This window comes from Variovorax sp. GW458-11-26-14-LB1, assembly GCF_059423965.1.
Genome location: NZ_JBWKYW010000001.1, coordinates 15482 through 34187 on the forward strand (window position 1 = coordinate 15482; position 18706 = coordinate 34187).

Annotated in this window: 15 protein-coding genes; 4 read left to right on the forward strand and 11 right to left on the reverse strand. The window is 67.8% G+C overall.

All coding sequences use genetic code 11. The annotated features are described in order from the left end of the window. Nucleotides 1-22: 22 nt before the first annotated feature. Complete coding sequence (locus AC07YS_RS00075; RefSeq protein WP_495267116.1) at nucleotides 23-1003, reverse strand: GlxA family transcriptional regulator; 981 nt, start codon at nucleotides 1001-1003, stop codon at nucleotides 23-25. Between the two features lie 156 nt (nucleotides 1004-1159). Here AC07YS_RS00075 and AC07YS_RS00080 point away from each other — a divergent pair, with 156 nt between their 5' ends. After that, nucleotides 1160-2005: a dienelactone hydrolase family protein gene (locus tag AC07YS_RS00080; protein ID WP_495267117.1), complete on the forward strand. Its 846-nt coding sequence runs from the start codon at nucleotides 1160-1162 to the stop codon at nucleotides 2003-2005. Here the strand turns inward: AC07YS_RS00080 and AC07YS_RS00085 are convergent. Then, nucleotides 1963-3165, reverse strand: a complete 1203-nt coding sequence (locus AC07YS_RS00085) for an MFS transporter (RefSeq protein ID WP_495267118.1) — start codon at nucleotides 3163-3165, stop codon at nucleotides 1963-1965. The genes AC07YS_RS00080 and AC07YS_RS00085 overlap by 43 nt on opposite strands. Before the next feature lie 90 nt (nucleotides 3166-3255). On the opposite strand from AC07YS_RS00085, the gene AC07YS_RS00090 reads away from it, so the two are divergent. Beyond that, nucleotides 3256-4218 (forward strand): LysR family transcriptional regulator, encoded by a 963-nt coding sequence (locus AC07YS_RS00090; protein ID WP_095948546.1) that lies wholly within the window; start codon nucleotides 3256-3258, stop codon nucleotides 4216-4218. Here the strand turns inward: AC07YS_RS00090 and AC07YS_RS00095 are convergent. From AC07YS_RS00095 to AC07YS_RS00105, 3 genes are all read right to left on the reverse strand, one after another. Continuing rightward, nucleotides 4167-4931 (reverse strand): fumarylacetoacetate hydrolase family protein, encoded by a 765-nt coding sequence (locus AC07YS_RS00095; RefSeq protein WP_159271803.1) that lies wholly within the window; start codon nucleotides 4929-4931, stop codon nucleotides 4167-4169. The genes AC07YS_RS00090 and AC07YS_RS00095 overlap by 52 nt on opposite strands. Nucleotides 4932-5234: 303 nt before the next feature. Continuing rightward, nucleotides 5235-6212: a Bug family tripartite tricarboxylate transporter substrate binding protein gene (locus AC07YS_RS00100; RefSeq protein ID WP_070060655.1), complete on the reverse strand. Its 978-nt coding sequence runs from the start codon at nucleotides 6210-6212 to the stop codon at nucleotides 5235-5237. 133 nt (nucleotides 6213-6345) lie between these two features. Further along, nucleotides 6346-7590, reverse strand: a complete 1245-nt coding sequence (locus AC07YS_RS00105; protein ID WP_495267119.1) for a pyridoxal-phosphate-dependent aminotransferase family protein — start codon at nucleotides 7588-7590, stop codon at nucleotides 6346-6348. A gap of 121 nt (nucleotides 7591-7711) precedes the next feature. Between AC07YS_RS00105 and AC07YS_RS00110 the strand changes: the two genes are divergently transcribed. Continuing rightward, the gene (locus AC07YS_RS00110) at nucleotides 7712-8419 is read left to right on the forward strand and encodes a GntR family transcriptional regulator (protein WP_095948543.1); all 708 of its coding nucleotides are present in this window, start codon (nucleotides 7712-7714) and stop codon (nucleotides 8417-8419) included. 9 nt (nucleotides 8420-8428) lie between these two features. Beyond that, on the forward strand, nucleotides 8429-11485 hold the full coding sequence (locus AC07YS_RS00115; RefSeq protein WP_495267120.1) for an FAD-binding and (Fe-S)-binding domain-containing protein: 3057 nt from the start codon (nucleotides 8429-8431) through the stop codon (nucleotides 11483-11485). A 27-nt stretch (nucleotides 11486-11512) separates the two neighbouring features. On the opposite strand, the gene AC07YS_RS00120 is transcribed toward AC07YS_RS00115, so the two are convergent. The 6 genes from AC07YS_RS00120 to AC07YS_RS00145 are packed head-to-tail and all read right to left on the reverse strand — an operon-like array spanning nucleotide 11513 to nucleotide 18663. Then, nucleotides 11513-15307 (reverse strand): pilus assembly protein, encoded by a 3795-nt coding sequence (locus tag AC07YS_RS00120; RefSeq protein WP_495267121.1) that lies wholly within the window; start codon nucleotides 15305-15307, stop codon nucleotides 11513-11515. 49 nt (nucleotides 15308-15356) lie between these two features. Next, nucleotides 15357-15860 carry a type IV pilin protein gene (locus AC07YS_RS00125; protein WP_495267122.1) on the reverse strand — a complete coding sequence of 168 codons (504 nt, stop codon included), beginning with the start codon at nucleotides 15858-15860 and terminating at the stop codon, nucleotides 15357-15359. Between the two features lie 4 nt (nucleotides 15861-15864). Next, a complete protein-coding gene (locus AC07YS_RS00130; protein WP_495267123.1) occupies nucleotides 15865-16470 on the reverse strand; it encodes a pilus assembly PilX family protein in 606 nt (201 codons plus the stop codon). Further along, complete coding sequence (locus AC07YS_RS00135) at nucleotides 16467-17471, reverse strand: PilW family protein (protein WP_495267124.1); 1005 nt, start codon at nucleotides 17469-17471, stop codon at nucleotides 16467-16469. Before AC07YS_RS00135 ends, AC07YS_RS00130 begins: the two co-directional genes overlap by 4 nt. Continuing rightward, nucleotides 17468-18064: a type IV pilus modification protein PilV gene (pilV, locus tag AC07YS_RS00140; protein ID WP_495267125.1), complete on the reverse strand. Its 597-nt coding sequence runs from the start codon at nucleotides 18062-18064 to the stop codon at nucleotides 17468-17470. Before pilV ends, AC07YS_RS00135 begins: the two co-directional genes overlap by 4 nt. After that, nucleotides 18061-18663: a GspH/FimT family pseudopilin gene (locus AC07YS_RS00145; protein WP_495267126.1), complete on the reverse strand. Its 603-nt coding sequence runs from the start codon at nucleotides 18661-18663 to the stop codon at nucleotides 18061-18063. The genes pilV and AC07YS_RS00145 overlap by 4 nt, the downstream gene beginning before the upstream one ends. Nucleotides 18664-18706: the final 43 nt, after the last annotated feature.

Genomic DNA, 18706 nt, shown 5'->3' on the forward strand with positions numbered 1-18706 from the left:
GGCGCATTCTGCGACAAACGCCTCACGCCGCCTGCAGCGCCGACCGGAACCGGCTCGGCGGCGCGCCGGCCGACTTGCGCATCAGCCGCCGCAGCGCCGTGGCGTCCTCGTAGCCGACCTGCGCCGCGACCTGCTCGATGGTCATGCGGCTGCTTTCGATGAGCAGGCGCGCGCGGTTCAGCCGCACGCTCTGCACCAGCGCCAGCGCCCCCAGGCCGGTGGCGGCGCGCACGCGCCGGGCCAGCGTGCGCTGCGACATCGCGAACTCTTCGGCCAGCGCGGCCACGCTGGGCGGCGTGGGCAGCGCGGCCTCGATGCGCCGCGTGAGCTGCGCGACCAGCTCGTTGCCGTTGGACAGCATCGAGGGCACGACGAACGGGGCCTGCGCCTGGCGGCCGTCGATCAGCAGCACCTTGCTCACGGCCTCGGCCAGCGCGGGGCCGAAGCGCGTGCGCAGCAGGTGCAGCATGAGGTCCGACTGCGCAAAGGCCGCGCCCGCGGTGCTCACCGGCCCGTCGGCGCAGACCATGCGGTCGGCATCGACATGGCAGGCCGGTTCGAGCCGGCGCAGCTCGGGCGCCAGCCACCACGAGGTGGTGACGCGGCGCTGCGCCAGCAGGCCGGCCGCCTGCAGCAGGAACACGGCCGAGCACGAGGCCGCGACCGCGCCGCCGCGTGCGGCATGGCGCCGCACCGCATCGATGGCGGCGCGGGCGTGGTCGTCGGTCAGGCGCAGTGCGAGGTCGGCCGGCTTGTCGACACCGAGGCCGGGCACGATCCACGTCGAGCCGTCGGTGCGCGCGCGACGGGGCATGGCGAGGGTGTCGATCTGCAGGCCGTTGCTCAGCGGCACGCTGCCGCCATCGGGCGACACCACGCGCCAGGTGGGGCGGGGCATCTGGTGGCGCGGCGCGAGCGTGGCGGCGGCCGCCAGCACGTCGAGCGTGACGGCGGTGCTGGTGGCGAAGCTGCCCGGAAGGACGAGAACGGTGAAGTCGTGCATGGCAGAAAACGCCCGATAGGCGTCTGAATGGACACTGGCAGTCTAGTGCGTGCTCGGGTGCAATGGGCATCGTCGCAACACCGAAAGTGCTTTCGTGTCCCACATCCTTGCCCTTGTTCCTCACGACGCCCATCTGCACGCCCGGGAGGCCTTGCCATGACCGACCCGCTCGACGACTTCACCCGCCGCGAGATCACGCTCGACGGCGCCACCAAGGCGGTCTACGTGGCCGGCACCGGCCCGGCCGTGATCGTGATGACCGAGATGCCGGGCATCAGCCCGCACGTGGCGCGTTTCGCCCGCTGGGTGCGCGACGCCGGCTTCACGGTCTACATGCCCTCGATGTTCGGCCGCGACGGCGCGGTGCCGGATGCGGAAGAGGGCAAGGCCGTGTTCCAGCGCGCCTGCGTGAGCGCCGAGTTCCGCGCCTTCGCGGGCAATGCCTCGAGCCCGGTGACGCAGTGGCTGCGCGCGCTGGCGCGGCTGGCGCATGCGGAGTGCGGCGGGCCGGGCGTGGGCGCGATCGGCATGTGCTTCACCGGCAACTTCGCGCTCACCATGATGCTGGAGCCGGCGGTGCTGGCGCCCGTGCTGTCGCAGCCGTCGCTGCCGCTGGACAACCCCGGCGGCATCGAGATCTCGCAGGAAGAGATTGCCCAGGTGCGCCAGCGCCTGGAGCGCGAGGACTTGACCGTGATGGCCTACCGCTTCGAGGGCGACCGCTTCTGCCGGGCCCAGCGTTTCGCGGCCTATGCCGATGCGCTGGGCGACCGCTTCGTGGCCCGCGTGCTGCCCGACAGCGCGGCCAACACACGCGACCTGCCGTCGTTCTTTTCGCAGGTGGTCGCGAGCCCGCACAGCGTGGTGACGGCACACCTGATCGACGAGGCCGGCCAGCCGACCATTGCGGCGCGCGACGAGATTCTTTCGTTCTTCGCGCGCCGCCTGGGGGTTGCGGATCAGGCCCGTGCGGAAGAAGCGGCGCCGTCGGCCGGCAGCTGACCGGTCTTCTGTGCGCGACGGTCGAGCGCGCGGCTCCACAGCGCGATCGCCAGGCCCACGAGCGTGAGCAGCGCGGCCACCCAGCCCAGCGCGCGCAGCCCCGGGCCGTGGTCGATGGTCACGCCGCCGACCCAGGCACCCAACGCGTTGCCGAGGTTGAAGGCCGCGATGTTCAGGCTCGAGGCGAGGTTCTGGCCCGCGCCCGAAGCCTTCTCGAGCACGCGCAGCTGCATCGGCGCCACGGTGGCGAACGAGGCCACGCCGAGCAGGCCGACGAAGACCACGGCGGTGAACGGCGTGCCGATGGTGAACTGCATCGCGCCGAGCACCACGGCCAGCGCCACCAGCGTGCCGAGCACGGCGGCCATCGGCGCGCGGTCGGCCAGCTTGCCGCCCAGGATGTTGCCGACGGCCAGGCCGCCGCCGAACACCAGCAGGATCGGCGACACGGCCGATTCCGACAGGCCGGTGACCTGCGTCAGCAGCGGCTGGATGTAGGTGTAGACCACGAACACGCCAGCAAAGCCGAGCACCGTCATCGCCAGGCCCAGCAGCACCTGCGGGCGAGCGAGCACGGCGATCTCTTCGCGCAGCGGTGCCGGCTTGGCTTCGCCCTTCATGCGGGGCACGAAGGCCGCGAGCACCACGAAGGCCAGCACGCCGATCAGCGTCACCGCCCAGAAGGTCGAGCGCCAGCCCAGTTGCAGGCCCAGCCATGCGCCGGCGGGCACGCCCAGCAGCGTGGCGGCGGTGAGGCCGGTGAACATGATCGCGATGGCCGAGGCGCGGCGCTCGGGCGCCACGAGGCCGGTGGCGACCACCGAGCCGACGCCGAAGAAGGTGCCGTGCGCCAGCGAGGTGATGACGCGCGCGGCCATGAGCATTTCGTAGTTGGGCGCGAGCGCACAGGCGAGGTTGCCGAGCGTGAAGATCGCCATCAGCGCGAGCAGCACGGTCTTGCGCGGCAGCTTGCGGGTGGCGATGGTGAGCACGGGCGCGCCGACCGCGACCCCGAGCGCGTAGCCCGAGATCAGCAGGCCGGCGGCCGTGATGGAAACCTGAAGATCCGTCGACACCTGCAGGAGCAGGCCCATGATGACGAATTCGGTGGTGCCTATTCCGAAGGCACCGGCGGTGAGGGCAAGAAGAGCGATGGGCATGATGCCTGTACTGTGCGGACGATCGGCCTCGATGACTAGAATGCCGCCAGTACATGCACTTGTGAATTCAAGTCACAGCAAAGGAAGCCCATGCCGCGCATCGACGTCAACCGCTCCGGCGAAATGGAGGCTTTCGTGCAGGTGGTGGAGGCGGGCGGTTTCTCGGCGGCGGCGCGGCTGCTGGACATGACGCCCTCGGCCGTCAGCAAGCTGGTGGCGCGGCTCGAGCTGCGCCTGGGCATCCAGCTGGTGCACCGTTCCACGCGCAAGCTGCAGCTCACGCCCGAGGGGCTGCATTTCTACGAGCGCAGCACGCGCGTGCTGGCCGACATGGACGAGGCCGAGCGGTGCGCCGCGGCCGGTGCGGCGCCGCGCGGGCGGGTGAGCATCAACGCCAGCGTGTCTTTCGGGCACCACAAGCTGGTGCCGCTGGTGCCGCGCCTGCTCGAGATGCATCCGCAGATCACGCTCGACATTGCGCTGACCGACCGCATCGTCGATCTGATGGACGAGCGCGCCGACATCGCGATCCGTTGGGGCCAGTTGCCGTCATCCGACCTGGTGGCGCGGCGCCTGGGCGAAACCAGCCAGGCCATCGTGGCCGCGCCGGACTACCTGGCGAAATACGGCACGCCGCGCACGCCGCAGGAGCTGGAGGCGCACAACCGGCTGGGCTGGAGCTACCGGCGCAACACGCCGGACTGGCCGTTGCGTGTCGATGGCCGCATGGTGATGCTGCCGGTGGCGGGGCCGGTGCGCGCGGGCGACGGCGAAACCTTGCGGCAGCTGGCGATTGCGGGAGCGGGCGTGGCGCGGTTGTCGCTGTATCACATCCAGCACGACATCGATGCCGGCCGGCTGGTGCCGCTGCTCGAAGAGTTCAACCCGGGCGAGATCGAGCCGATCCACGCGGTGTACATCGGCAAGGCCGGCACGCTGCCCGCGCGCGTGCGGGCGGTGCTCGACTTTCTGGTGGCGTGCTCGGGCGTGGGCGGTGGGCGTTACACGCTCAAGCGCACGGCGCCGATGCCGGGGAATTCGGCCGTCACCTGATCGCCGCGGCGGCAGGGCAGCACGCCGACCCACGAGCCGGTGGTGACGACGGTGCCGGCGGGCACGGTCTGGCCGTGGCGCGTGAGGTGGCGCAGCCAGATGGGCAGCAGCCAGGCCGGATCGGCCAGCGGATGCGTGCCTTCGCGCACCACCGTTTCTGCGTCGCCGATCTTCGTTTCGCAGCGTTGCGAGGCCCAGTCGACGGCGGCGTACGGTTGCCACTCGCCGAGCACGAGTGCGCCGTGGACCTGCGAGTCGGCCAGGCGCAGCAGGGCGGGCGTGGCGGCCAGGTCTTGCCAGCGGGCATCGACGATTTCGACGGAGACGGCCATGGCGTCGATGAGCGCTGCCGAGTTGTCGTGGTCGAGTGCGGCAGCTTGGGCGGGGGTGACGTCCTGGCCGAGTCGCAATGCAATTTCTGCCTCGATGCCGGGGGTGTGGAATGTGAGGTCGCTGAAGTTGGCCGGGCTCTGGCGCACGCCGTGCGGGGGCAGCGGAGCGTGCGTGAGCGTGGCGCTGCGGGAGCCGCCACCGGACTTCCATGTCTTCGGGACACCGTCGAACCAGCCGAGGGCCGCGGCTACGGCGTCTTGCACTTCATACGCTTGAGGTGCGTCTGGCAGGGCGTCGGTCCACGGGGTTGCGTCGAGCGTGCGGTTGGCTTGGCGTGCGGCGATGAGGGCTTCGGTGAGGGCTTTTTGGTCGGGCGTCATTTTTGGATCTTCTCAGTTTCTTTTGGGGGTCGTTTGTTCAGGGCGCGTGCCCAGGCCACCGGGTACTTCCCTCCGCGAATGTCCCCCGCCTTCGGCTCCTCCTTGATTTCGCTGCGGGGAAGCACCCAGTGTCCTGGGCACATGGACGCGCTGTTGGTGTGCGGCCGATCAACAACCGCTCTGAACTCGCTCACGCCGACGGGGTGCCTTGCGCAGCGAAATCAAGGAGGAGGGGCGCAGCCCCGGGGGACATTCGCGGAGCAAGGTGCCCCGTCGGCGTGAGCGTCGCCCTGAACAAAAGCCTCAAGTCTCGACCTGCACCTTGCCGTCCTTGACGACTTTCGCCCACTTGGCGATCTCGGTGCTGATGAACTGCTTGAACTTGTCCTGTGAACCGCCGCCGTCTTCCGCGCCGTAGGTGTCGAGCCGTTCCTGCACATCGGGCATCGCGAGCACGGTGTTGACGTCGCGGTTCACCTTCTGCGCGATGGCCGGGGGCAGCTTGCCGGGGCCGGCCAGGCCGTACCAGGTGGTCGCTTCGAAACCGGCAAAGCCTTGCTCCTGCATCGTCGGCACGTTCGGATGGCCCTTGGCGCGCTTGGTGCGCGTCTGGGCCACGGCGAGCACCCGGCCGTTCTTCACGTGCGGGGTGGCGGCGGTCATGGTCTCGAAGCTGTATTGAATTTGCCCGCCCATCAGGTCGGCCAGCAGCGGGCCGCTGCCCTTGTAGGGCACGTGCAGCGCATCGACGCCGCCCTGCAGCTTGAACATCTCCAGCGCCAGGTGCTGGGCCGAGCCCGCGCCGGCGGAGCCGAAGCTCACGGTGCCGGGCGCGGCCTTGCAGGCGGCGACGATGTCTTTCACGCTGAGGGCCTTCTGGCCCGGGTTGGCGATGAGCAGGTTGGGCGTGACGCCCACGAGCACGATCGGCACGAAGTCGCGCTCGACGTTGTAGCGCAGCTTGGGCTGCAGGCTGGGGGCGAGCGCGTGGCTGTTGATGTGGGCCATGAGCAGGGTGCTGCCGTCGCTGGGCTGCTGCGCCACGTAGTCGGCCGCGAGCACGCCGGCGACGCCGGCCTTGTTCTCGACGATGACCTGCTGGCCCCACATCGTCGTGAGCTTCTGCGCGACCACGCGCGCGAGCGCATCGGTGCCGCCGCCGGGTGGAAAGCCCACCACGATGCGCACGGGGCCCGTGGGCCACTCCTGCGCGAACAGCCGGGGCACGCCCAGCGTGGCGGCCGCGCCGGCGGCGGCCTGGATCAGGGAACGTCGTTGCATCTTCTTTGTCTCCGTCGGTTGGGGAATCCGATGCGTGCCGGGAGCCGCTTGCGCGGGCCCGGCAGGGTGGTGGTGGGCCGCCGCATCGTTCGAGCGATGCGCTGCGGCCCGTGTGGGTTGGCGTGCGCCGGGTTCAGGCTGCTTTTTGCAGGCCGACCGGTGCAGCCTGGTGACTCGCGAAATAGTCCATCGCCGCCTGCACGCCGCTGCCCGCCAGCTTGATGCCGCTGAGCTTCATGCCCATCTCGACACCCGCGACCATGGCCACGAGCGTGAGGTCGTTGCTGTCGCCCAGGTGGCCCATGCGGAACATGCGGCCCTTGAGCTTGCCCAGGCCCGTGCCCAGCGAGAGGTCGAAGCGCTGGTGGATCAGGCGGCGCACGGCGTCGGCATCGACGCCCTCGGGCGTGATCACGCCGGTGAGCACGGGCGAGTACACGGACGGGTCGGCGCACTGGATCGGCAGGCCCCAGGTGTTGACTGCGGCACGCACGCCGGCGGCCCAGCGCTGGTGGCGCGCGAACACGTTGTCCAGGCCTTCGCCGAGGATCATGTCCAGCGATTCCGAGAGGCCGTACAGCAGGTTGGTGTTGGGCGTGTAGGGCCAGTAGCCGTCCTTGTTCATCTCGACGATCTCGTCCCAGGCCCAGAAGGCCTTGGGCAGCTTGGCGGTCTTCGAGACTTCGAGTGCACGGGGCGACAGGGCGTTGAAGCTGATGCCGGGCGGCAGCATCAGGCCCTTCTGCGAGCCGCTCACGCAGACGTCGACACCCCATTCATCATGGCGGTAGTCGGCGCTGGCCAGGCCCGAGATGCTGTCGACCATGAGCAGGGCGGGGTGGCCTGCTGCGTCGATGGCCTTGCGCACGGAGGCGATGTCGGAGGTGACGCCGGTGGAGGTTTCGTTGTGCACCACGCACACGGCCTTGATCTTCTTCTCGGTGTCCTTGCGCAGGCGCGCCTCGATGAGCTCGGCCTGCACGCCGCGGCGCCAGCTGGGCGCATTCGGCAGGTGGGCGTCGGTGCCGGCATAGGCCAGGAACTCGGTCGACAGGCCCAGGCGCGTGGCCATCTTCTGCCACAGCGACGCGAAGTGGCCGGTCTCGTACATGAGCACGTGGTCGCCGGGGCTGAGCGTGTTGGCGAGTGCGGCTTCCCATGCACCAGTGCCCGACGCGGGATAGATGGCGACCGGGTGCTTCGTCTTGAAGATCTCCTTGATGCCGCCGAGCACCTTCAGGCCCAGCGTGCCGAACTCGGGCCCGCGGTGGTCGATGGTGGGCAGGCTCATGGCCCGCAGGATGCGGTCGGGCACCGGGCTGGGGCCGGGAATCTGGAGGAAGTGACGGCCGGTGGGGTGGATGTCGAGTTGCAGCATGGGCTCTCCTTGTGCGCTCAGTTTTGCATTCAAAATGCATTTATGTATGCTGGTTTATACCTATCAGCCTTGGTTGTATCGGCTATTTTTTGCATTCAAAATGCAGACAAGGGAACCCCATATGACCGCTGAAATCATCGAAATCTCCAGGCTGGCCTTGCATGACCAGGTGGCGTCGCGCCTGCGCACCATGCTGGTGGAGGGGCGCATCGCGCCCGGCGCCAAGCTCAACGAACGCGAGCTGTGCCTGCAGCTGAACGTGTCGCGCACGCCGCTGCGCGAAGCCATCAAGTTGCTCGCGGCCGAAGGGCTGGTCGACCTGCTGCCCAACCGCGGCGCGGTGGCGGTGAAGCTCACCGAGGCCGACGTGCTCAACACCTTCGAGGTGCTGGCGATGCTCGAGGGCATGTCGGGCGAGCTGGCGGCCAAGCGCATCACCGACGAGGAACTGGCCGAGGTGCGCGCGCTGCACTACGAAATGATGGCCTGCTTCGCGCGGCGCGACCTGTCGGGCTACTACCGCCTGAATGCGCGCATCCACACCGCCATCAACGACGCGGCGGCGAACCCGGTGCTGTCGAACACCTACCGCTCGATCAACGCCCGCGTGCAGTCGCTGCGCTTTCGCACCAACCAGGACGAGACCAAGTGGAAGCACGCGGTCGAGGAGCACGAGCAGATGGTGCAGGCGCTGGCCGCGCGCGACGCGCAGGCCATGCGCAAGGTGCTCACGGCGCACGTGCTGCGCAAGCGCGACACCGTGCTGGAGCTGCTGCGCGCCGGGCAGATCTATCCGCAAGCCAAGAGCACAACCAACAAAGCGAGCTGACACCCCACCATGCGCATCGATCCCGCCAGCCACATGCAGCCAGCCGGAACCGTTCTTCCGCCCAACGACACCTGCGAACTGCTGGCGCGCCGGCTGCGCACCGACACGCAGGGCGAGGTGCTGTTCGACGACGGCTCGCGCGGGCGCTATGCCACCGACGCCTCGATCTACCAGATCACGCCGGTCGGCGCCTTCGTGCCCACGAACGAGCGCGACATCGCCACCGCCATCGACATCGCCCGCGACCTGAAGGTGCCGGTGCTCGCGCGCGGCGGCGGCACCAGCCAGTGCGGCCAGACCACAGGCGCGGCGCTGGTGATCGACAACAGCAAGCACTTTCGCAAGGTGCTCGATGTGAACGTGGAAGAGGGCACCGCCACGGTCGAACCGGGCCTGGTGCTCGACCACCTGAACGCGCAGCTCAAGCCGCACGGGCTCTGGTACCCGGTCGACGTGTCGACCAGCGCGCAGGCCACGCTGGGCGGCATGGCGGGCAACAACTCCTGCGGCTCGCGCTCCATCGCCTACGGCAACATGGTGCACAACGTGCTGGGCGCGAGCGCGTGGCTGTCGAGTGGCGAACTGGTCGAATTTGGTCCGGTGGGCACGCTCGGTGCGCGCGCGGCGGGCATCGCGCAGTTCGTGCACGGGCTGGCGCAAGAGCACCGTGACGCCATGGCGCAGCACTGGCCCAAGGTGATGCGCCGCGTGGCGGGCTACAACCTCGACATCTTCGACAACCAGAGCGAGAAGCCGTACACGGCCGACGGCAGCGTGAACCTCGCGCATCTGCTGATCGGCGCCGAAGGCACGCTGGCCTACACGCGCAGCCTGAAGCTCAAGCTGGCGCCGCTGCCGCGCGCCAAGGTGCTGGGCATCGTGAACTTCCCGACCTTCCATGCGGCCATGGATGCTGCGCAGCACATCGTGAAGCTGGGACCGACGGCGGTGGAGCTGGTCGACCGCACGATGATCGAGCTGAGCCTGGCCAATCCCGCGTTCAAGCCGACCGTGGAAACGGCGCTGATCGGCAAGCCCGCCGCCATCCTGCTGGTCGAGTTCTCGGGCGCCGACAAGGCCGCGCTGCTGCCGCAGCTGAAGCAGCTGGTCGAGCTGATGGGCGACCTCGGCCTGCCCGGCAGCGTGGTCGAGATGCCCGACGACGGCCGGCAGAAGAACCTGTGGGAGGTGCGCAAGGCCGGTCTCAACATCATGATGAGCCTCAAGGGCGACGGCAAACCCGTGAGCTTCATCGAAGACTGCGCGGTGCCGCTCGAGCACCTGGCTGAATACACCGACGCGCTGACCGAGGTGTTCGCCAAGTACGGCAGCCGTGGCACCTGGTACGCGCATGCCTCGGTCGGCACGCTGCATGTGCGGCCCATTCTCGACATGCGCGCCGACGGTGCGGCCAAGATGCGCGCCATTGCCGAAGAGGCCAGCGCGCTGGTGCGCAAGTACAAGGGCGCCTTCAGCGGCGAGCACGGCGACGGGCTGTGCCGCGGCGAGTGGATCGAATGGCAGTTCGGGCCGGCAATCAACGAGGCTTTTCGCGCGATCAAGCAGCAGCTCGACCCGATCGGGCTGTTCAACCCCGGCAAGATCATCGACCCGCCGCGCATGGACGATGGCGCGCTGTTCCGCTTCGCGCCGCCCACCGCGCCAAAGCCGTACCGCCGCATCGAATTGAAGCCCGTGCTCGACTGGTCGGGCTGGAACGTCAATGCCGACCCCGTGACCGAGGTCACCACCGCGCCCGGCACCGGCGGCGACAGCACCGGCGGCCTCGCCAAGGCCGTGGAGATGTGCAACAACAACGGCCACTGCCGCAAGTTCGACGCCGGCACCATGTGCCCCAGCTACCGCGTGACGCGCGACGAGCAGCACCTGACGCGCGGGCGCGCCAACACGCTGCGCCTGGCGCTGTCGGGCCAGCTCGGCGCCGACGCCTTCACCAGCGAGGCCATGCACGAGACCATGGACCTGTGCGTCGGCTGCAAGGGCTGCAAGCGCGACTGCCCGACCGGCGTGGACATGGCGAAGATGAAGATCGAGTTTCTCGACCATTACAAGAAACGCCACGGCCACACGCTGAAAGACAAGCTGGTCGCCTACATGCCCGACTACGCGCACCGCGCCAGCCGCATGCCGTGGCTGCTGAACCTGCGCAACCGCGTGCCGGGTGCGGCGTGGCTGGGCGAGAAGATGCTGGGCTTTTCAGCGAAGCGCTCGCTGCCCGAATGGCGCAGCGACACTTTCTGGCGCGGCAAGGACACGGTGGCGTCGGGTCTGTTTTCTGATCAAGCGTCGGTGCTGGCTGCTGCAGCGCGCGGCGAGAAGGTCGCCGTGCTGTTCGTCGACACCTTCAACGGCACCTTCGAAAGCGAGAACGTCTTTGCGGCGGCGCGCGTGCTGCACGCCGCAGGCTATGCGCTGCACACGGTGGAGAAGGGCGGCGGGCACCACTGCTGCGGCCGGACCTTCCTGGCCAGCGGCATGGTGGACGAAGCCAAGGTGCGCGCGGGGGCGCTGATCGACGCGCTGCTGCCGCTGGCGCAGGCGGGTGTTCCCATCGTCGGGCTCGAGCCCTCGTGCCTGCTCACGCTGCGCGACGAAACGCTGGTGATGGGCTTCGGCGACAAGGCGCAGGCCGTCGCGAAGCAGGCATTGCTGTTCGAGGAGTTCATCGCCCGCGAACGCAAGGCCGGCCGCTTCGAACTCGCGCTGAAGCCGGCCACGGCGCCCATCCTGCTGCACGGCCACTGCCACCAGAAGGCCTTCGGCGCGGTGAGCCCGATCATGGAGGTGCTGAAGCTGATTCCGGGCGCCGAGCCCGAGCTGATCGAAAGCTCATGCTGCGGCATGGCCGGCAGCTTCGGCTACGAAGCCAGCCACTTCGAGGTGTCGATGCAGATGGCCGAGGCGAGCCTGCTGCCCGCGATTCGCGCCAGGCCCGATGCGGTCGTGGTGGCGGACGGCACGAGCTGCAGGCACCAGATCGGCGACGGCGCGCAGCGCGAAGCGGTGCATGTGGCGGTGCTGCTGGCGCGGCACATGATGCTCTGAGGCGGCTGCGGCTTTCTCTTTCGGAAATCAGAAGGGTGGCGAGACCACCTGGCGCCAGCTGCGGCGCCAGGTGCGCGACACCCCGCAGCCGTCGCCGATCTTCTGCGTGTCGCCCACGCCGGTCAGGAAGCCCGTTTCATTGGTGCAATTGACTTCGGGCTTGCCGTCGGGGCGACCTTCGTTGGGCTGGCCGACCATGTTGCGCGAGGTCACGTTGCCGCGCGTGAAACCGCCGGCAGGGTTCGAGACGATCGAATAGAAATCGAAGCTGCCGTTGCCATCGACGTCGAACGAATACTTGTTCTTGCCCGTCAACGCGTCCAGCACGTAGGTGTTGTTCGGCAGGCTGCCGGTGGCCGTGCAGGACTCGATGCCCAGGTTCTTGTCCTCCGGCAGGAAGGACGTGACGATCACGCTGCTGCCCAGGTTGGCCAGGTCGCCCACCACGCGCTCGCCGTTCTCCATCGCCCCGGGGTAGGGAATCATGCCGAGGTTCAGCAGCCATCCCCTCTTGGCTTTCCAGTCCACGGCGTTGTTGCTGACCTGGTAGAAGTTCTTGTCGCGCTCGTTGAGCAAGCCGACCTTTGCCGAGGCCTTGTCGATGGTTTGCTCCACGAGGTCGGCGAGTTCGACCTTGCGTGCGTCGGCCTTGGCGTCGCCGCCGATGGGCGTCGGGTCCCAGATGCCGTAGATCGCCTGCTTCCTGGCGGGCGTCGCGAGGTCTTCCTCGTCGAGCAGGATGCCCGTGCCCACGACCACGATGGCGCCGCACTGCGCGGACGTGCTGTACGTGCAGGTGCTTCCGTCGCCGGGGTGGACCTGCCATGCCGGTGCGGCGTAGATCGGCTGCGTCTTGCCGCCCGGTGTGGTGAACAGCAGCTGGCCCTTGGCGGAAGGCCCGAGCTTTGCGCTGCGCAAGTCGAAACGCCACAGGTTGCCGTTCGCGTCGCCGGCGTAGGCGGCGACGATGCGGCGGGTGGTGTCCCGCACGGCGACCACGCCGCCCAGGCCGCGGTTGCCGCCAGTGGCGGTGTTGCCATATTCCGTGGGGAGCCCGATGAATTTCTTGAGCTTGCCGGTGAGCGTCTCCACCATGTACAGCCCGACCTGTTTGCCGGCTTCGGGGTAGTGACCGCTGCCCGTCAGCATGACCCAAGTGCCGTCGTCCAGCTGGCCCGCGGCGGGGTTGTTGGTCACGTGGGCCAGGTCGGCGTAGTCCTTGTGCTTGTTGTTCACCTCCCAGAGAAAGTGGTTCTGGGTCGGCGTGCGGCCGGTGGCACCCAAAGGCGATTCCAGGCCGTACATGAACGGGCCCGCGCGCCCCCCGGTGCCCAGCACCACCTGGCGCCATGTGTTCTTTCCGCCTGCCGGCGCCACGCCGTTCTTGTCGTACACGTCCTGCTCGACCAGCGGGCCGTCGAGCGTGTAGCGGAAGCGGAAGTTCGGATTGGCCAGGTCGACCTGCGACGCCATGGCGCCCTTGGGCATGAAGGCGGCCAGCTCGATGCCCCCTGCGTCGTTCCTGGCGGCGTTCAGCACGTGGACCTTGCCGTTGTTGGTGGCGGCAAAGATAGTGGGAGGGGCTGAGCTCTTGAGCGCCTTGTAGTCGGCATAGGGGGGGCCCCTGCCGTCCACCGCGCTCAAGGGACCATAGCCCATGTCGAAACGCCCGCCCACGAACACCGGCGGCGAGTTGACCGAGGCGCCGATGGGCTGCTTGCGCAACCGGTAGACCGTGCCGTCGGCGTCCTTCTGCGGGTCGCTGCCCAGCAGGTAGCGGACAAAGCTCTCGTCTGCGGCCTGTTGCTTGTCCGCATTGAGCAGGGATTGGAAATCGGCCGGCAGTTTGTCCAGTCGCGTGTCGTTGGTCAGCACCGTGCGCAGGGCCGATGCGGGGGCGTTGGGGTCGTAGTTCGACAAGGCGAAGATCGACCGCTTGTTCGCGGAGGGCATCCTGACATTGGCGGACCAGGCCGGGATCGGCTTGCCTGCTTTGTCGACCGCGTTGTAGTCACCGTCGGCATTCAGTTCGAAGGCCTTGATGTCGCCGCTGTTGTCCGCGGTCTGGTACTCGGTCGTGTACTTGTACTGGCCTTGCAGCGTCTGGAACTCGTTGCTGTTGCCCGACACGGCCACGCCGGCGTCGTTGCCGGACCCGACCATGCTGCTCAGTGCGTTGTCGAGCGCCCGGCGCACGTCGTCGCCCGAGTACACGCTGTAGGCACGGCCGCCACCGGTGAAGCCGGCGTGGATGAAATCGTCCACGCGCTGTGCATCGGTCGTATCGTTGCCGTCGTTCAGGTCGCCGGTGGGCCAGTTGGGTTTCTTCGCCGCGTTGCCGGCGAGCCAATCGTTGTTGTAGCTCTCGATCTGCGCCCAGGTCAGCCCGCCGGTCTTGTCTGCGTCGCCCGAAGGCGTCAGGCCCCAGCCGATGGTGAAGGTGGTCATGTTCTGCCAGAACGTGGGGTTGTGCTGGCCGCCCATCGGGGGAACGTCGTTGGGGAGCGTCTTGGAGAAGTCCGTATGCCAGAAGTAGCGGGCCGTGAGGTCGGCGAACCCGTTGCTGCTGGTGCCGCCGTCGCCGTAGGGGATGTACGTGTTTCTGGCATTCAGCTTCTTCAGCGCATCCGTGCTGTCGTAGCCGGGCGCACCCTTCGGGTCGTAGCTGAATGCGGTGGCACTTGCAGACGGCTTGCCGTCGAAATTGATGCTTGCGCTGTTGGCGGTGTAGCGCGTGTCGATGCCTTGCGCGGTCTTCGCGTTCCAGGCGCCGTCGGACAGCACGATGCTGTAGGCACGCCGGCAACTCAGCTCACCGCTCTTCAGGTCGTTGGGATCGTTCTTCCAGGGGCTGCTCAGGAGGGAGGAGGTGATGGACTTCGTTACGCTGCCGGCGTAGTAGTTGGCCGCGAGCACCAGGGCGTTGTGGCTTGGTGTTCCTCCCTTGGGGTTGATGCCGTAGATCCAGTCGTAGAAGCTGGTCTTCCACTTCTTTCCGTTCGCGGCCGCTTCGTCGCTGAAGTAGTTGACGCCACTCACGATGCCCAGCGCATCGTCTCCGTTGTTGTTGTACTGGACGTAGCCCACCCTGAACTTGTTGTCGTAGCTTTGCATCGCCAGGCCCAGGGCCGTGCTGACCGCCAGCGCGCGGGAGCGGTACCACTCATACCAGTTCGCGATGTTCTGGCGTTCCTGTTCCGTGGTGCACTGGGTGGCATTCGGCCCGCAGTCGGTACGCTTGTGGCCGGGGGGCAACTTGACGGTGTCGGAAGTGGACGGATTGCTGATGGTGGTCTCGGACCGGTTTGCGGCGCTGGAACAGTCACCGTTCTTGCATTGGACGTAGGTGAACTTCCTCGACCCGGCCGTTGTACCGACGTTGTGATCCGGTCTTCGGTTGTCTGACAACTGGTTGTCCACGAAGAACGTCGAATTGCCCTGCGGCGTGCCGTTCGAATTCACTCGGGCGGCGTAGGTGATGGCCGGGTTGTAGTACTGCGTGTTGACGTCGCTGGACCGCATGGCATACCAGCCGTACCTTCCGTCGCAATTCCGGCCACTTTTCGGGCAGTTGTCTTCGACCGCGTACCCGTCCTGAGCCTCCTCCGCCATCGACCCCGAGTTGTCCAGCACGAACATCAGATTGGGCTTGGCGCCCGGCACGGCGTTGTACAGCGGGGCCTGGCTCGGCGTCGTGGCGGCCAGCGCGTCGCCAAGGGGAAGAACCGCCGCGCCCCACGCGGCAGCGAGGCTGACGAAGGTTCGCAGCGTGCGTGCGGCCCTGGCGGGTACCTGAACAAGAAACGGGCGCGTGGCGGTCATGCGTTTTTCCCTGCGGTTGAAAGTGGGGATCTGATGAGGCGTGTGAGATTCATCTCCAGCACTCCTTCGTCAGCAGTCCCGTGACCTCGTCATCCATGTCCTTCACACCCAGGCCGCTCAAGGTCAGCGTGCCGCAGCGGTCGCCGGTCATGCTGCCGGTACGGGTGGCCTTGAGGATGAAGCTGGGTGGGGTGTCGCGCGCGAAGACGGCGATGGTGTAGTTGGCGGCGCCGGATTTCGGTGACTGCTGCAAGGCCTTAGGCAACAGGCTCTCTGCGCCTTTCTTCTGCTCGGTCTCCTCGCCGGCATCACCCGCGGCTGCGGTGTAGCGATCGTTCGCCGAGTAGTAGCGCTGCATGAACTGCGCGGCCTCCATCAGGAGGCCCTGGGCTTCGGCGCGCTTGGAGCGTCGCACGTGCTCCTGGTAGTTCGGCAGCGCGATGGCGGCCAGGATGGCGATGATCGCGACGACGACCATGACTTCGATCAGAGTGAAGCCGCGGCGGGAGTGCAAGGAACCGGGGGACAGGTGTGTCATGGCGATGAAGGTCATGGAGTCATTTGTCGCGCGTCAGCACAGACTGCAGCCATGCTTCCGCGCCCTGGGTGGCGACGCCGGTCGACGTCTCGAACCTGGCGTTGTTGGCAAAGCCCCGGGCGGTGATCAGGTAGCCGGTCAGACTGGGCGTCGAGGTGGTGGCGATCTTCTGGATGAGGCAGCGCGGTTCGATCTCCAGGGGCGTCGCATCGACCGTGGTGCCAGTGGGCTTCTTGTTGGCGTAGGCCTTCGGAACGACGATCGCGCTGTTGCCCGCCCAGCTGGCCTTTTTGCGCCATGCCGCGGTTTCATCGAACTCCGAGCCGATGGGGGTCGTGATGATCCGGGCGCGCATGCCGACGGAGGCGTACTCGGTGTAGTCCTTGTCGTCACCGTCGAAGATGGCCACCTGTTCGCAAAAACGCAGCGCGGTCTCGGCGGCCTCGCGCGCGACCTCGGTTGAACGGATGCCGTTCACGCTGCGCTCGCTCTGCGTGGCATTGCGGATCGCGAAGGTGCCGACCAGCGACAGGATCACGACCAGGATCAGCGTGACGATCAGGACCACGCCCCGTTCGCGCGTGCCGGCGATACGGTGCACAGGAGGGGATGGCTTCGTGTTCATGGGGTGATCAAGCGGTTGCGCAGCAGCACCGTGGTGGTGAAGGTCCTGCGCAGGTAGCCGTCGGTGCCGGTGCGGTCGGTGTTGTCGCATCGCTTGTAGGCAAGGCCGCCGTCGGGCACGTCGCGCACCGGCCGGTCGCTGCGCATCTGCAGGCACACGCGCACGCTCAGCACGCGGCTCCAGCGGTCTTCGGCAAGATCGGCCAGGACGCCGCTGCCGGGCAGGGCATCGACACCCGCGGCATCCAGGTACTTGACGATCTGGTGCCGCAGCGGGTCGTAAGTGGCCGCCAGCTCGATGCTGGGACGGCTGGCCACGCCGTACAGAATGCGCATGCTCTCGACGTTGGCCAGCAGCGGTTGCGAGGCGCCGATGGCGTTGACGGCGTCGCGCTTTTCCATGCCGCGGCAGGACAGCATCGGCGCCGTGCTCGCGTCTGTCACCAGATAGCGGTTGTCGGCCAGGGAGTAGTTGCCGGGTGGGGGCGCGCCGGGTGCCGGCGTGGGCGGCGGGTTCACCTGCGACGGCGTGAGCGCGTTGATGCCGTTGCCCAGGCAGTTCGTCGCCAGCTTGGCGTCGGTGCCCGTGGGCATGGTGTTGTCGGTGGTGGCTTCGTAGCGGATGGCGATGGCGTCGCTGCCTTTGCCCGTGCACGACAGCTTGTCGAAGGCGGCTGCGGCGTCGGTGAATCCGCCGGTGCATCCGCGCACGGCGGGGCCGGCGTAGTTGCCCATCACCGTGGCGCCGTTGCTCGGGATGAGCTGCTGCGAATAGCCGGCCTGCTTGAGCTGCTGCTGGATCAGGTTGAGCGCGAGGATGCCGTCCTCGTTCAACTGCGTCTCGGCCTGCGACAGCTGGCTGCTGCGGCTGGACGTCGAGAACGTGGACAAGGCGGCCACCAGGATCACCAGCCCGATCGTCAGCGAGATCATCAGTTCGATCAGCGTGAAGCCGCGGGCCGCGTTGCGCGTGCGTGGGAGTGCAGTGAAGACGGTGCTCACAGCGTGATCCGGAAGTACATGCAGTTCACCTCTGCCGGGGCCGCGATGTTGGCGCCGGCGATGGGGCAGGCCTGGCGCAGCGCGAAGCCCGTGTCCTCCGCGATGGCACGCCAGATCAGCCAGATGTTCAGCACGCGCGTGGCCGGCAGGCCGTTCACGCCGGAGGCCGCGTCGGCCAGTTCCGTCGTGACGTAGGCCGTGCCGCCGGGCAGCCGGTTCCCGACATTCGTGAGCCACTGCGCGAGGTCGTAGGCGGCAATGGCCGCGCCGCAGGTGTTGACCGGCTTGTCGGGAACGGAGGTGTCGACCTCGCAGGCGGCGGGCGGCGGCGTGGGGTCCGTGGGGGCCGCCTCGCGCGCGCTGGCGTTGTAGGCCTTGGCGTGGGTGTAGCCGGCAAATCCCGCGAGGTTGGCGCGGGCACGTTCCGCGTAGTCGTTCACCAGGCTCAGGCCGGTGGCGCGCATGCGCGAGAACTGGTTGTACTTGAGGGCCGCCGAGGTGAGCCCCGCCATGCCGAACAGGCCGATGGCCAGGATGACGATGGAGACCAGCACCTCGATGAGGGTGGCGCCGCGTTGTGTGGGGCGCTTCATTCGTCGTTGCCCGAACAGTCTTCGCCCTCCGCGGCGTAGCGGATGCGCCCGGGCTTGCTGATGCACAGCGTCTTGCGTGCCCATGGGGTGGTGCTGGCCGTTTCGAAACCGGGGGCATCGACCGTGATGCTGTTGCTCCCCGAGCTCACCAGACCACTGGGCAGGAAGACAAAACGGCCGGCTTTGCCCAGGGCAATCTTCGCGATGCCAGGCAGCGCGTCTTGTCGCAACAGCACTTCGTCTGTCGACTCGGAATAGGCGAAGTCGCCGTCGCGGTCGTTCTTGGCGAAGACGATCCAGCCGGCCGCGAAATCGTTGCCGCCCGAGCCGGTTTCGCACTCGACCGCGGTGCCTGCGCGCAATTGGCAGACGACGACGGGTCTTGCGCGGGCGATGGCTTCGGTGCGTGCGGTGCGCAGCGAGCCGGTCACGGCGTTGATGGCGTTGGACAGCCGCCATTGCACGATGAAGCGCGTCATCGAAGGCGCCGCGATGCCGATGAGGATCGCAAGGATCGCCAGCGTGACCATCAGCTCGATGGCGGTCAGTCCGCGCTGGGCGCGCAGCCGCGCCGGCCGCGAAGAATCGCGTGGCCTCATGTGCATGTGTCTCCCTGTTGTTTTGGAATTTCAGCCGACAACT